Origin of the sequence: Pseudomonas sp. PS01303 (assembly GCF_029959385.1) — a bacterium.
Classification (GTDB): Bacteria; Pseudomonadota; Gammaproteobacteria; order Pseudomonadales; family Pseudomonadaceae; genus Aquipseudomonas; species Aquipseudomonas rustica.
This window is the reverse complement of record NZ_JASCPK010000004.1, coordinates 63,952-77,934: the sequence shown is the minus strand read 5'-3', so window position 1 is coordinate 77,934 and position 13,983 is coordinate 63,952. Positions and strand designations below refer to the sequence as shown.

Here is a 13,983-nt window from a genome sequence, read left to right as displayed (position 1 = left end):
TTTTTGGGGAGTGGAATGCAATGAATTTGTTCCGTGAAAGAAACATTGATTATTTGATAATATTTAGTTTTGCAATAGTTGCTTTATTGCTGCTCATTGCTAACCCTGGTTATTTTAATCATGATGAGTTGCAGAAACTTGATCATATAAAAGCGAGCGGGCTTATAAGTTATCTCGAAACATATGTTGCATTACAGCAAGGAAGCAATTTTGGCGTTCCCGTACGTCCGTTCTCCTTTTTGATTCAGGGACTATTGGCTTTGTTCATGGAACGATTGCCAGTCGTAGTGCATCTATTTGCCGTTCTTACCCATGCTGCGGTTGGCTGTCTTATTTATAGTGCATGCAAGCAGTTAAACGTTAAGCGAACCTTGGCATTAACGATCTCTTTGATTTTCATCATCAACCCTCTGGGTATATTGGCAACAGGCTGGTCAGCTGCATTGATGGATCGGTGGTATATTCTGTTCGGTATTGCAGCCTTTATCTGCGCTGATCAGTACGTACGCTTGGGAAACAACTTATTCAGATTGTTATTGGTCTTTCTTTTTTCAGGCCTTTCAATGCTGTCTAAAGAAACTGCGGTTATTCTACCTGCGTTAATGTGTATTATCATTCTGGCAGACCCGCAGGTCATCAAAACAAAACGGTTTTGGCAAGCGGCTATTGTTTGGTGTTTGCCAGTTTTGTTGTTCATGCTCTATCGATTGCCGGCGCTGATTGCATCGTTTGGTAGTCCTGATGTTAGTGCTTATAAAGCATCTATACATAACGTGCCTGAGGGCGTTTTTGTATATTTGGCCTACCCGTTTCTTATCCTGACTGGTGAAGCAGGAAATTGGGTTTTTGTTTCAACGGTTAATATGTACGCGGCAATTGCCCTACACGCGCTGGTGTGCCTGGCGCTTGTGCGTGTTTACGGGTTGAAAGCTTTTTTCATATATGTATGTGGTTATTTTTTATTCCTCGCACCTGTTCTTCTAATTCCAATCAAGGCTGCGCATTATCTTTATGGCTCATCAATAATTTTGAGCGTTGGTGTGGGGGTTCTTATTATTCAGAACTGGAAAGAGTATCCAATTCCAAAAATAATAGGACTGAGCGCGCTTGCAGTTCTTTTTAGTCATACTATCTTTAATCAAGCATTTGTATATTCCATTGGCCAGTGCATGAACACTGCTCAAATTTCGACTGAGTCCGCCTATGCATCGAGTAATCGACCTGCTCGTGTTGATTTTCAAGCGGACGCCGGTGCTCCAGAGCACGTGCTTTATAGAATGGTGACCGGAAGGAATCGCATTGGCGATAGTTCCTCGTTGGAACTCAGTGTATCGAAGTCAGGCGCAGAGCTTCCAGACAACACTTTGGGTTTAAGAATGAATTCTCAATGCGTTGTATATTCCCCATTTAAGTAGAGAATTACTTATAGAGGGTTGGCTAAAATAGGCCCTTTGGAAAACGCTTATACAATTTGTTGGAACACTTATGTTAAACCGGCCCCTCATTTAGGGCCGGTTTGAATTGCAGGTGATGTGCATGCGGTACAGTCGTCTGGTTGCGTCTTGGTCAAGTGTATTCATACTCAGCGTAACGCTATGGGCATTAATTTGGTGGTTTGACCGTATTTCGCTTGGATTAGAGCCGGGCGTATACTTGTTTACATGGGGAAGTGTTGGTAACTTTTTGCCTTTTTTTATAATTTTCATATCCCTTTTGTTGCTAATTAATAGATTAGTTGCTCCTTTTTTGATCGCGTTAGCGTCGGGGGCTTTATTCTATTTTGCGAGTTTCAAAAAGAGTGAATTACTTGGCCGACCCTTGTCAAGTGAAGATATTCTTTTTGTCCGATATTTGGATCGTGGGGCGATTGATTTATTCAAAAGTTATATCGATATAAAATGGCTAGTGTTGTCGATTGTGATGGCGCTTATATTTGTATTTGTATTCATTTTTGTTGAAAGTAGGGTGTTTAGAAAGAGATCCATTGCAAGGCTTTTAGTTTCGTGTGTTTTTACCGGTATGTTGGCTATTGCGGGTTATTTTGGTTCTCCTGATAAATTTTACGATTTCAGACTGATGCGCTTTTCGTGGAACGATCAAACCAGTGTTTTGCACGCAGGTGTGATTAGCAAGATTATTTATAATTTTATTAAAGATAAGGCTGCCAACGATGAACCAGTGAATTATCGGGATGTTGATTATATCGTTGACAAATATGGTTCGGATCAAGGTGTATCTGCTTCTGTTTCCGACCAAGAGAATATGCCCGATATTATTATCGTACAGAGTGAAGCATTTTCCGATCCGGCTCTTTTTAAGGGGGCGGATGAACTGCGCGCTGCCGTGCCTGTTTACGCTGCCGCGGTTGAACAAGGGAGGGCAGGCTATATGAAGGTTCCTACGTTCGGTGGTGGCACTATACGGACGGAATATGAAGTTCTTTCAGGCTGCCCTTTATTGGCTTATCCAAAAATCGAGTTTCCTTACATGCAACTCGATTCTACTGATGTTGACGGACTCGCAGCTCAGGCAAAAAAAACGGGATATTCTACACTCGCGATTCACGGTAACACCGGCAGTTTTTGGAACAGGACCGAGTTTTTCAAGAAAGCACATTTCGATAAATTTCTAACTATCACCGATTTTTTGGAAGATTCGAAAAAAAACGGTTTCTTTATGTCGGATCAGAGTTTGACAGATTTGATTATTCATCAGTTTGATAATCATAACGAAAGGAAATTTGTTTTCGCTGTGAGCATAGAAGCGCATGGTCCTTATTCTTCAAAAGACTCCACCTTAGATAAGTATGGCAATAGCGGTATTCTTCGATCGTTAAGTCCAGAAGCACAATCTGAGTTGCAGACCTATATGGGGCACATACATAACGCAGATGCACAATTGGGTAGGCTTCATGATTATCTAGAGAAACGGAATAAGCCTTATATACTGGCTTTTTATGGTGATCATCTCCCTTCATTTGTTTCTGTATACAACGAACTATCGTTCAAGAATGGTCTTCCTGCAAAGTCACAACAGGTTCCATGGGTGGTATTCACAAATGTACCTGGTGAAGCTTTCAATATTCAGACTTCTTGGGCCCTTGGCGCAGCGATATTTAATAGGGCTGGAATAAGGTCGTCTCAATATTTAAATTTACTGAATGCTTTTGCACGAACGGAAGGGGGCAGTGCTTCAGAATCTGAACTTCAGGCACTGCATTCAGTGGTTAGATTGCAAGTGCAGGGAAAGTTTTCCGAATATATTAACCAAAGAGTATTGGGTAAGTGAAACTCAAACTTATTTTGCTTGTATTTTTGATTTTTGTGGCTTGTTACAAGTTTGCAGGTCGGGATGTAAATTTTGATGTGCAACCGCATCGTTTTGACTCATGCACCCAACCCGCTAATATTTCAGAGTTAAGCTGGGCTATTACTAAACCAGGCGTGACGTCTGTAGCTGTCTATGTGACGAAAGTCGGGGAGCCAGAGACGTTGTGGAGTTCTGGACCACTTATTAGAACGCTTAAAACGGGTGCATGGGTATCTGATGGGCTAACGTTTGTACTGAGGGATCAGAATAATAATTTCTTGGCTAGACGAACCGTAGATACCACGCGCTGCGTGGGCGCTGAATTCGGCGAATGATGAGAGTCATGATGGGTTAACGCAGGGGATATACAGCCTGCTAGATCATTTCGAATAACTCCGCAGCGTCGAACCTTGCATCCCAGTCATTCGCAACTCTGAACACTTCAGATTCTGCAGCGGTGGTTGTGTAATTTAGTGCGGATGAAATTGCTTCATTCATTTCAAGTCTGTGATCGCAGAGGTATACACCTTTTTCACCGCAATGCTGGTTCATTTCACCAAAGCGAGTTGAAATTATCGGCAAACCTAACGCTTTGTATTCATAATATTTTATAGGATCAACGGAGGCAGTTAACTCATTTCGTAAAAAAGGAATTATTGCAATGTCAAATGACAGCATTCTTACCAAAGCATCTTGATGGCTGCAAGGAGCGAAAATTTTCAGGTTCTCAGGGAGTCTTATGCTCGAACGGTTAAATACCGGTCCTATAACATGAACTAAATCATTTGGGCGCGATTCAGCAAGATCAATAACCCACTGCCAGTCAAACCAAGCACCGATTGTGCCTAAGTAGCCAAATACCCTGGGCGAGCCTGTACTCATTTTGCTCAACTTTGCCGGTAATAAAGATGAGTCAAGCCCATTAGGTACTAACTTTACATTGTTATGTTGTCTGCTCCACTTTGTTTTTAACTGCGTTGAAGATGCCATGACGACATTAGCATTCATCGCTATCTGCAACTCACGACGAGCCATAGCTGATCTTGAGAGCCCCTTGAAAAAGGTCGGGAAGTCATCCATTGCATCATAAACTGATTTGCAGTTCTTGAGCTCTTTGAGGATTTGCAGTGCTAGTACCGTGGGTTTGCCAACAACCAGCAGAGTTTCTTGCTGGTTAGAAAATTTTTTTATTTCTTGTATAAGTTCGGACCAATATAGCGTTCTGTTGAGCAGTCCAGATGCCGGAAGTGGTTCCAACGGTAACGCTCGAGGTTTGAGCACGCTTAACCAAGACTCAGAATGCGCGCCGTCAATTTTGTCGTTTACCCCAATTTTTTTGAAGTCGGCCAAACAAGGAAAACGACTTGGATAAGGTTCAACCCACAAAACATCGCCGCCGGTTTTCTTGTGAAACCAGCGGGCGAATTTTTGCGGTCTTTGCGCGAAACTAGTCCAGGCGACCGGTGACAGGTAAACCAGCCTTGTCAAGCGCAGAACTCTTTGAGAACTTCAACGATACGCTGAGCGCCCTTACCATCACCGTAAGGCGAAACGCCCCGTGCCATTGCCTTATAGGCTTGAGGGTCGTCTAGCAATTTTTGGGCTTCATTTAGAATAAGATCGTAATTTGGGCCTACGAGTTTTACTACGCCCATATCAACCGCTTCTGGTCGCTCAGTCTCGTCGCGAAGTACAAGTACCGGAATTCCCAGTGCTGGCGCCTCTTCCTGTACACCACCGGAGTCACTGATAATCAGGTAGGATTTTTTCATTGCGGCAATGAATGGCGAGTAATCCAGTGGGTCGCACAGAATAATGTTCGGCACCTCCGATAGCATCTCGTAGGCGATGTCTTTCACATTTGGATTAGGGTGAACTGGATACAAAATCTGCACATCCTGATTTCGCTCGGCGAGTGTTTTCAGGGCACGGCAAATATTTTTGAAAGGGGCGCCAAAGTTTTCACGACGGTGCGAAGTCACCAGTATCAAGCGTTTGCTGTCGTCAAGTTCGATTCCCAGGGTGAGATCTTTTGCAGCTGTCATTAACAATGCATCGATGACGGTGTTACCCGTCACGGTAATATCCTGATTAGCGATACCTTCACGCAGCAGATTGTCTTTTGAACTTTGGGTCGGGGCAAAATGCCATTTTGTCAAGCGCCCCGCCAACACGCGATTGGCTTCTTCCGGAAACGGGTTCTGCATATCCCACGTGCGGAGGCCAGCCTCCACGTGACCAAACGGTATACGGCGATAGAAGCAAGCGAGAGACATCGCGAAAACTGTCGTCGTATCACCTTGGGCGAGAACAACGTCAGGTTTTTCTTCAAGTAATACTTTATCCAGCTCCAACAGCAACCTGGCCGTCAGCTCCGTAAGTGTCTGGTTAGGCTTCATGATGTTCAGATCAATGTCGGGAACGATCCCGAAGAAACTCATCACTTGATCGAGCATGTGACGATGCTGTGCTGTTGCCAGTACCCGAACTTCGGCCCAAGACTGTTCCTTGAGGGCGAGGATCACGGGTGCCATCTTGATCGCTTCTGGCCGGGTGCCAACAGTGCACATAATTTTCATACAAACGTTCCTATGTAGATTTTATTAAATGACGAGCCATCTTGCTCGACGCATTGAATATCGAGTTAGCTGTTAGTTTCGTCATTTTTGTAGGCGTGTGGAGTCCAAGTGCCCCACTTTGCTTCATACGTAGCTTTATTTTGATCGAACAACGCCTGACGATCGGCACTTTTAAGCTTATTGAATGAAGCTGAAAGATGGTGATGGATAAATACGTCTTCAGCACAAGCAATCGTTAAGCCAAGTTGTTCGATTCGACGGCAGTAGTCGTCATCTTCAAAAAAGCCTCGCCCGAACGCTTCATCCAGTGGTCCTACATCCTCATAAACTTTGCGTGGAAACATGACGCAGAAAAATGCGACCGTTTGAATGGGCTGTAGTTTTCCGATGTGGCTAAGTGTGTATTTAGCTGCTTCGACCTGCATTTCTTCCATGTTTTGGTATGCAATCTGGATTTTTGCTTCATTGCCTATGTTGTTGGTAACTGGACCAACAATACCGACTGATTTGTTACGCTCCAGGTGGCGGTACATCGTACGAATCCAGCCCGGGGTGACAAATGTATCGTTGTTCAGAAGAACCAGAAACTCACCGTCAGCAATGGCCAAGCCTTGGTTATTCGCTGCGGCGAAACCGCGATTATCATCGTTCAGAATGATTTTACGATTTTCACCTTGAGACACCCAGTCCGTGAGGAGAGCGGGGGTTCCGTCAGCGGAAGCGTTGTCTACGACAATGATCTGAAGATTTTCGTGGTTGGAGTACTCGACGATACTGGCCAAGCAGGCTTTGGTGAGTTCGATGTTGTTGTACGTCACTACAACCACGCTCACTCGGGGTACGCACCGTTCTTGCTCAATGCGCTTGATCATCTGTACCGCGCGATGTCCCCATGTCTGATTTCTGGCAAATGCCTGGCGCGCAGGAATGCGCTCGGATGCATTTGGTGCCTCCAACTCTTCACTGATTGCACGAATGAAATCCTGAGTGGTCGGGCATGCATGTACCAGATTTTCGAATTGTTTTATCTCTGGCAAATCTACGGATACCACTGGTTTTCCGGCGCTAAGATACTCATAGACCTTGACTGGGTTGGTTGCAAGAGTTAGAGGAATCACTTGAAAAGGAAGTAAGCAGACGTCAAATGCGTGAACGTATTTTGGTAATTCGCCATAAGGCATTTCGCCTGTAAAAATCACGTTTTCCAGATGAGCAAGCTTTTCGCGAGCGCCAACAGTATCGGCACCAATCATCAGAATGCAATGTTGTGGAAACGCCCTGGCGACGTTCTCCATCAGCGTTACGTCGAACCACTCGGCAATTGCACCGTAATAACCGATGATCTTACGTTGCTGAGGATCGGTGTAAACGTTGCCAGGACGGTTGGCAAAGTGGTCGTATTCTCCAGCGTTTCGGATCAGAACCCTGTTCTGTGTGTGTTTTGAAACAATTTCATCAAGCCACGTAGAGGTTGTAATCGTAATGTCTGCGTTGCGCATCAAAGCGCGTTCAATAGACAACACTTCTTCGGATACATTACCAAACCCTTCGTGGTGATCCATGCAGTCATAAACTACTTCGCTATCAGGAAGCATGTTGCAGGTTTCGTACCAGAACGGATGTTGAATCATTGAAACGATTTGGCGGGTACCTGCCCAGTTCAGTACCTGTCCGATCGAACCTCTGAGTTGCTCTGAAATGTCGAAACTTGGCGCGGTGGTGTAGATTACCGGAGAGCCCTTAGCGTAAAGATTGATTTGGAACAGGCGGCCGTGCGTATCCAACTGCTCAACATGGAAGCCAGGTCTCGGGTCGTCAATCAAATTTACGGAAACATAAAAGACCCTGCGACCTGCGCCTGTCAGTGCTTGAGCCAGTTGTTGTGGTCGTTGATGACGGAAGTGCCAGTCAATTACCCCCCAAAATATATAGTCGGCAAGCCCTTCCTGTTGCGGAGCGGGACGCAGGGAGGGTAGCTCAAATAAATTAACGCTCATCAGCTGCGTTTTTACGGCGGAAATCGGAGCTTCAACAATCGTGGAGTATGAATGACGAACAGTCTTTTTCACTGCTGTCGAAAGCGGTAGCCTATGGTAGACACCACGCAGTTTGTTTTTTAACGAGCGTTTGTCTCCTGCAGTTATACCGTGGCGCGCGATGCGCATGGCGAGCCGCAGGGGCTTGGTCAGCATCCAGGACTTACTTTCGATGACCTTCGTATATTGAGCCTCAATAATATGGAGGTGTTCAACCTCGCTATTCAGCCTCTTGGCATCGGTGTGGAGCTGCTCAACAGTATTGTTAAGCTGTTCAACTTGGTTATGCAGTTGCTCAGCTTCACTGTGAAGTTGTTCAACTTTGCTATGAAGCTGGTCGACTACGAGGTTGTGAGCTTCGGCAGTGATGCGATGTGTTTCTTCGCTCGATTTCAATGCTGCTTGCGTTTCAGCGTGTATCAGCAACAGCTCTGTCTGGCGTGCCTCAAGGCTTTCGCGAACCTTTTCAAATTCGTCGTATTGTGTTTTCAGTAGTTGGCGGTGCAGGTCCATCTTGTCCCTTAACTGGCTGTTTGGTTCGATATTCAAATTTTTTAGGTAAAGCTTTGTAGCTTCGTGGTTGTCCAAGTTGGAGTAGACGAGAAGTATTTGCTCGCCTGGCCAATAATTCGGCTGATCCTGGGAGGTATCTGTAACACTGCTATGTGTCAGTGCCCAAGTCCCGAAGCTGGCAGGTATGTTATCGAAGTCAAACGAATAAAAATGCTCGTCGATCAGGTCTTTCTCTCTGAACGGTAGCAGGAGAGCAATGAATTTTTTCGCCTTTGTGCGCACCTTGTCCAGTACGTTCCATGGTTCAGCGAAATGCTCGAGCGTGTTGGATGAAAACAACACGTCCCATGCAGGACTGGAGCTTTCCCCGAGGAAGTCGTCACAGATAAACAAATGTTTGGGGTAAGCAGCGCGCGCTTTGGCGATTGCCTCGGGAGAGAAATCGACGCCAACGAGTTCTGGTAGTTGTAAACGGTTGGCGAGGTTTTGTGTTCCGTCTCCTTGCGCGCAGCCCCAATCGCACATCGTGAGCTGTTGATCTTTTATCTGATCTGTCAGCCAAGCCGGAAAACCGTTGACGGCAACTTCGCTGAAAAAAATGCTTTGCTCTCGGCCAAAATTTTCTTCCCAATCATTTGAGAACCGATAGTCCCAGTAAGTCTTGGAGTTAACTTCACCAGCCGGCTTTTTATCATCTGTCGTTTTTTTCATGGTGTAAGTGTTCCTGTTCTCACGGAATCATTTGAAATGACCATCGAGATTCTCGGCATGAATTGCCCGGAAGCGTTACCTATAAATGAAGAAGAAAAGTACTGTGCCCCTTCCACGTACTCATAGTAATGAATCGCTGCTGATGATCGGTTTTCAATGGCTGCAACCAGAAGATAGTCACCGGAGCACAAGTAATTGTCAACTTCAAAGCAAACTTCCTGAGTGTTACCATTATCAGCGGTGAAACTTAGTTTTTGATTCCAGGTGCTGCCAACGATAAGATCGCTACCTGCGAGATTTTTAAATGAGAACGAAACAGACAGTCCCTCAATTGTATTTAACGATTGAGTTTTAAATTTTATCTTGATGATCATCTTTTCGTGATCAGTGTAAAGATTCTTTTGGACACCTTCAGCATCGTAGACGCCAGCGCTCTGGATAATTCCAATGTGCGAACCCCATTGATTGATCGGTTGAAGAACCTCTCGCTTTTGGGGCTTGGCTTCGGGTGAATAAATGTCAGGGGCTTTCTCGGGCTTGCGGTCGAAAAGATGTTCGGTGTATTGCGCGGTAACAGGAAATACTTCACCGATGGCCCGAACAGTTCCTTTATCAAGCCACAGAGCACGGTCACATAGAGTCCGGACGGCTGCAACATCATGCGATACGAATAAAATGCTGACGCCGGACTCCTTCATCTGCTTAATGCGATCCAGGCATTTCGCCTGGAAGCGCGCATCGCCCACAGAAAGGGCTTCGTCAACGACTAGAATACTTGGTTTGGTATGCACGGCGACTGAAAATGCGAGGCGCACATACATCCCGGAGGAATAGGTTTTTACAGGCTGATCGATGAACTCGCCGATCTCTGCAAAAGCTTCTATGTCAGCGTATGCCGCTTCAATTTCCGCAAGCGTTAACCCTAGAATAGCGGCATTGAGATAAACGTTTTCTTTTCCGGTAAATTCGGGGTTGAAACCGGCACCAAGCTCAAGCAGCGCAGCGATACGTCCGCGTACGTGGATCTCGCCGCCACTCGGATTCAACGTGCCGCATAGCATTTGTAATAGCGTGGATTTTCCGGAGCCGTTGCTTCCAATTATACCTACCGTTTCGCCGGCTCTAACTTTGAATGAAGCATTTTTAAGAGCCCAGAATTCGTTGAAGTACTTTCGCTTTCCACGGAAGAGCATTTGTAGCAACCGCTGGTGCGGCTTGTTATACACTTCATAACACTTGCTCAGATTTTCGACGCTGATTACCGGATCAGAGTACATCGGCAAACCCCTTGCGCGTTTTTTGAAACCAGGCAAAACCACACCAAGCGACGACTCCGCCGATCACTAGCATTATGCTCCAAGTCAGAAGGTCTGGTACTTGACCGAAAATGAGCACGTTACGACTTTGCTCAATAATGTACGCCAGCGGGTTGATGCGTATCCAGACCTGATATTTCTCTGGAAGCGCTGTAACAGGAAAAAACACAGCGGACATAAACAACATGACTGTCGTAAACATTACTGTTATTTGCGTAATGTCTCGAAGGTAAACGCCGAGCGAAGCAAAAAGCCAACTAAGTCCCATGATACTGAGGAACAGTGGGAGTAAGACAAAGGGGAGTAGTATCGCTGTCCATGGAATGCTGTGTTTGAACACAAGCTGTGCCAGTAATAATACTACTAGACTGATCGCGGCGTGAAACAGCGCCGACATAAAAGCAACCCATGAAAGAACCTCGACCGGAAAAACTACCTTTTTTACATAGCTTACGTTTGAAGTTATTAGTCCGGGGGCTTTGTTTATGCACTCTGCGAATAAGCCATGGATGAGTAGTCCTACGAATAAAATGATTGCAAAGTCAGTTTTGCTTTCGTCGGCAGATACACCCCAGCGTGCTTTGAATACGACCGAAAATACGAAGGTGTATATAACAAGCATCAAAATCGGGTTGAAAAAAGACCATGATAGACCCAGCGTCGAACCGCGGTAGCGTCCGAGGACTTCGCGTTTGCTCAATTGCATTATCAAACGCTTGTTGCACCAAAAACTATTTATCATTTCTAACGGGCTAGCTGAATAATTTTTCATCAGTGTTTGACTCGATTTCTAATGCAGAGGCTTTGCGGCATTCAATTTTGGCAGTGATGAAATGCTACCCGTTTGTTGAGCAAGTCGGAAAAAGCTCAAATTGTTGGTACGAATCCATGCGTATATTGCCTTGAAAAAAGGAGCGACAGGTCGCTCAAGGGCTCGCCGGTTCGGTGAGCTCAGGGTTACGTTCGAGACGCGCATGGTATCGTATCAGGCTATGGAATTTCACCCTGTAATCGCCGTTTTTGATGCATTTAAAGTAGGCTCAGAACCCCCACGAGAATTCGGCGCTAAAGCCGGTCGGGCGTAGATAAACGCGGGCCATGGGAGAACGATGTCCTGTAATTTCGACGAAGGGTAGGCCTTTTGCGTGGGCTGGCAGTAGGCCATATCAAAGGAAGCAGTGCTATGGACGAACAAATTCGATGAGTTTTTGAGTTTTTTCCCGACCCTACGTAAGGTTTTGAAGGCTCTGGATACATATTTTTTCCCGACGCTCACACATTTTAAAGTCGGAAGCTCTGGAAGTGACACTGGCATATTGCCTTCTTTCAGGTGTCGCTGGGGGCTCCCCGCTCGAAGCCCAGTCGCCGCTGTTCGCGAGCCGCGTGGGGCACTTATTTCGTGTAATACTACATTTGATTCTGCAAAGAAAAATTCGATGAGGTGAGGGGAGCGCCAGACTTATGGATAAATTCAGGGTTTTCTTGCTGAGTCTGCCTCGACGGCAAAAACGGCTGCTGCAAGTGACGACGGACTGCTTGCTTGTTTGGTTAGCGCTGTGGCTCGCCTTTATCGTCCGCCTCGGCATAGACGATATGTACAATCCTTTTCGGGTTCACTTTTGGCTATTTCTCTGCGCTCCCATGGTCGCCATTCCGTTGTTTATACGATTTGGCATGTACCGGGCGGTAATGCGTTATTTCGGTAATGATGCGCTAGTTGTCATCATTAAGGCGGTGAGTCTTTCGTCTTTGATTCTGGCATTGGTGGTCTATTGGTACAGCAACCATGAAGCGGTGATTCCGCGTTCCATTATTTTCAATTACTGGTGGCTGAGCCTCGTGATTATCGGCGGATTACGCTTATGTATGCGTCAATATTTCATGGGTGACTGGTTCATTGCTGCCCAGCACGTACCCTTTACCAGTCGGGATGACGGCCTCACCAAGGTCGCAATTTACGGAGCCGGTGTTGCGGGTAATCAACTGGTTGCTGCGCTTCGAATGGGGCGCACCATGCGCCCGGTGGCTTTTGTTGATGATGATGCCAGTATCGCCGAACGTTCTATTTCCGGCCTTCAGGTCTACAAGCCCAGACACATCCAGCAGATGATCGACGTGACCGGGGCTGAGGAAATACTTCTGGCGCTGCCGTCTTCTACCCGCGCTAGACGTCGCGAAATCCTTAATTTATTGGAGGGCTTTCCCCTTCATGTCCGAAGCGTACCTAATTTTACTGACCTGGCCAGTGGCCGAGTTAAAGTCGATGATATACAGGAAGTTGACATCGCCGATCTTCTTGGGCGAGATGCGGTGCCAGCGCAGCCTGACCTTTTAGCGCGCTGCATTACGGGAAAAACTGTCATGGTCACGGGCGCAGGGGGATCTATAGGATCCGAACTGTGCCGTCAAATTTTTTCACTCAGCCCGACAACGCTGTTGTTGTTTGAACACAGTGAGTTCAATTTATACAGTATTCTTTCTGAACTTGAGCAGCGTGGATGCCGAGAAGCTGTCGCCGTGCGAGTGCTGCCTATTCTTGGCTCAATCCGCCATGTAGAAAAGTTGCACGACATCATGCAAACGTGGAAGGTTGATACGGTCTATCATGCGGCAGCCTATAAGCACGTACCCATGGTTGAGCATAATATCGCTGAGGGCGTTCTTAATAATGTCATCGGCACGCTAAATACAGCACAAGCGGCATTGCAGTCAGGTGTTTCTAACTTTGTTCTTATCTCGACCGACAAAGCCGTCAGGCCAACTAATGTAATGGGAAGCACTAAGCGGCTTGCAGAGTTGACTTTACAAGCGCTCAGCAGGGAAATTGCTCCGGTCATGTTCGGCGATAAGGCGAATGTCTCACAGGTCAACAAAACCCGCTTCACAATGGTGCGTTTCGGCAATGTGCTAGGCTCGTCCGGCTCGGTGATTCCGTTATTTCACAGTCAGATCAAGTCTGGTGGGCCACTGACAGTTACACACCCGAAAATCACTCGTTACTTCATGACTATTCCAGAGGCCGCGCAACTGGTTATTCAGGCCGGTTCAATGGGACAAGGTGGCGACGTCTTCGTGCTGGACATGGGCGAGCCGGTCAAAATTGTCGAACTTGCCGAGAAAATGATTCACCTGTCCGGCTTGAGTATTCGCTCTGATCGTAATCCGCATGGTGACATTTCTATTGATTTCACCGGATTGCGCCCTGGCGAAAAACTCTACGAGGAGCTTTTGATCGGGGATAACGTCGCAGCGACTTCGCACCCGATGATCATGACGGCCAGCGAAGATCATTTGCCCTGGGATGTGTTGAAGGGGCGCTTGAGCGAGCTGTTGGTTGCTGTCGAGAAGGATGATTACACCCGCGTCCGCCAACTCCTGCGAGAAACCGTCTCCGGCTACACCCCCGACGGCGAGATCGTCGACTGGATCTACCAGCAACGCCGTCTCGAGCCCTGATTGTTTCACATCCTGTAACGCTCGCATTTTTGACATGTACTCACCATGACCTAGGGTTGAAGA

The 13,983-nt window shown here is 46.5% G+C and carries 9 protein-coding genes; 4 read left to right on the top strand and 5 right to left on the bottom strand.

Features of this window, described 5'->3' with window-relative positions:
• Nucleotides 1-20: 20 nt before the first annotated feature.
• From QMX93_RS03325 to QMX93_RS03315, 3 genes are all read left to right on the top strand, one after another.
• Entirely contained in the window at nt 21-1,415 is a 1,395-nt protein-coding gene (locus QMX93_RS03325; RefSeq protein ID WP_282352658.1) for a hypothetical protein, read from the top strand.
• Between the two features lie 121 nt (nt 1,416-1,536).
• Complete coding sequence (locus QMX93_RS03320) at nt 1,537-3,288, top strand: LTA synthase family protein (RefSeq protein WP_282352655.1); 1,752 nt, start codon at nt 1,537-1,539, stop codon at nt 3,286-3,288.
• Nucleotides 3,285-3,644: a hypothetical protein gene (locus tag QMX93_RS03315; RefSeq protein ID WP_282352651.1), complete on the top strand. Its 360-nt coding sequence runs from the start codon at nt 3,285-3,287 to the stop codon at nt 3,642-3,644. Before QMX93_RS03320 ends, QMX93_RS03315 begins: the two co-directional genes overlap by 4 nt.
• A 40-nt stretch (nt 3,645-3,684) precedes the next feature.
• Here QMX93_RS03315 and QMX93_RS03310 read toward each other — a convergent pair whose 3' ends face one another.
• From QMX93_RS03310 to QMX93_RS03290, 5 genes are all read right to left on the bottom strand, one after another.
• The gene (locus tag QMX93_RS03310; protein WP_282352648.1) at nt 3,685-4,797 is read right to left on the bottom strand and encodes a glycosyl transferase; all 1,113 of its coding nucleotides are present in this window, start codon (nt 4,795-4,797) and stop codon (nt 3,685-3,687) included.
• Nucleotides 4,794-5,888 (bottom strand): UDP-N-acetylglucosamine 2-epimerase (non-hydrolyzing), encoded by a 1,095-nt coding sequence (gene wecB, locus QMX93_RS03305; RefSeq protein WP_282352645.1) that lies wholly within the window; start codon nt 5,886-5,888, stop codon nt 4,794-4,796. Before wecB ends, QMX93_RS03310 begins: the two co-directional genes overlap by 4 nt.
• Nucleotides 5,889-5,953: 65 nt before the next feature.
• Nucleotides 5,954-9,148: a glycosyltransferase gene (locus QMX93_RS03300; protein WP_282352642.1), complete on the bottom strand. Its 3,195-nt coding sequence runs from the start codon at nt 9,146-9,148 to the stop codon at nt 5,954-5,956.
• Nucleotides 9,145-10,425, bottom strand: a complete 1,281-nt coding sequence (locus QMX93_RS03295; protein WP_282352638.1) for an ABC transporter ATP-binding protein — start codon at nt 10,423-10,425, stop codon at nt 9,145-9,147. Before QMX93_RS03295 ends, QMX93_RS03300 begins: the two co-directional genes overlap by 4 nt.
• Complete coding sequence (locus tag QMX93_RS03290) at nt 10,415-11,236, bottom strand: ABC transporter permease (protein ID WP_282352635.1); 822 nt, start codon at nt 11,234-11,236, stop codon at nt 10,415-10,417. The genes QMX93_RS03295 and QMX93_RS03290 overlap by 11 nt, the downstream gene beginning before the upstream one ends.
• A 689-nt stretch (nt 11,237-11,925) precedes the next feature.
• On the opposite strand from QMX93_RS03290, the gene QMX93_RS03285 reads away from it, so the two are divergent.
• On the top strand, nt 11,926-13,920 hold the full coding sequence (locus QMX93_RS03285) for a nucleoside-diphosphate sugar epimerase/dehydratase (protein ID WP_282352633.1): 1,995 nt from the start codon (nt 11,926-11,928) through the stop codon (nt 13,918-13,920).
• Nucleotides 13,921-13,983: the final 63 nt, after the last annotated feature.

Excerpts from the sequence above, each read along its gene's own strand:
- QMX93_RS03325 (WP_282352658.1), top strand. The coding sequence starts at position 21 with ATGAATTTGTTCCGTGAAAGAAACATTGATTATTTGATAATATTTAGT.
- QMX93_RS03320 (WP_282352655.1), top strand. The coding sequence starts at position 1,537 with ATGCGGTACAGTCGTCTGGTTGCGTCTTGGTCAAGTGTATTCATACTC.
- wecB (WP_282352645.1), bottom strand. The coding sequence starts at position 5,888 with ATGAAAATTATGTGCACTGTTGGCACCCGGCCAGAAGCGATCAAGATG.
- QMX93_RS03300 (WP_282352642.1), bottom strand. The coding sequence starts at position 9,148 with ATGAAAAAAACGACAGATGATAAAAAGCCGGCTGGTGAAGTTAACTCC.
- QMX93_RS03295 (WP_282352638.1), bottom strand. The coding sequence starts at position 10,425 with ATGTACTCTGATCCGGTAATCAGCGTCGAAAATCTGAGCAAGTGTTAT.
- QMX93_RS03290 (WP_282352635.1), bottom strand. The coding sequence starts at position 11,236 with ATGAAAAATTATTCAGCTAGCCCGTTAGAAATGATAAATAGTTTTTGG.
- QMX93_RS03285 (WP_282352633.1), top strand. The coding sequence starts at position 11,926 with ATGGATAAATTCAGGGTTTTCTTGCTGAGTCTGCCTCGACGGCAAAAA.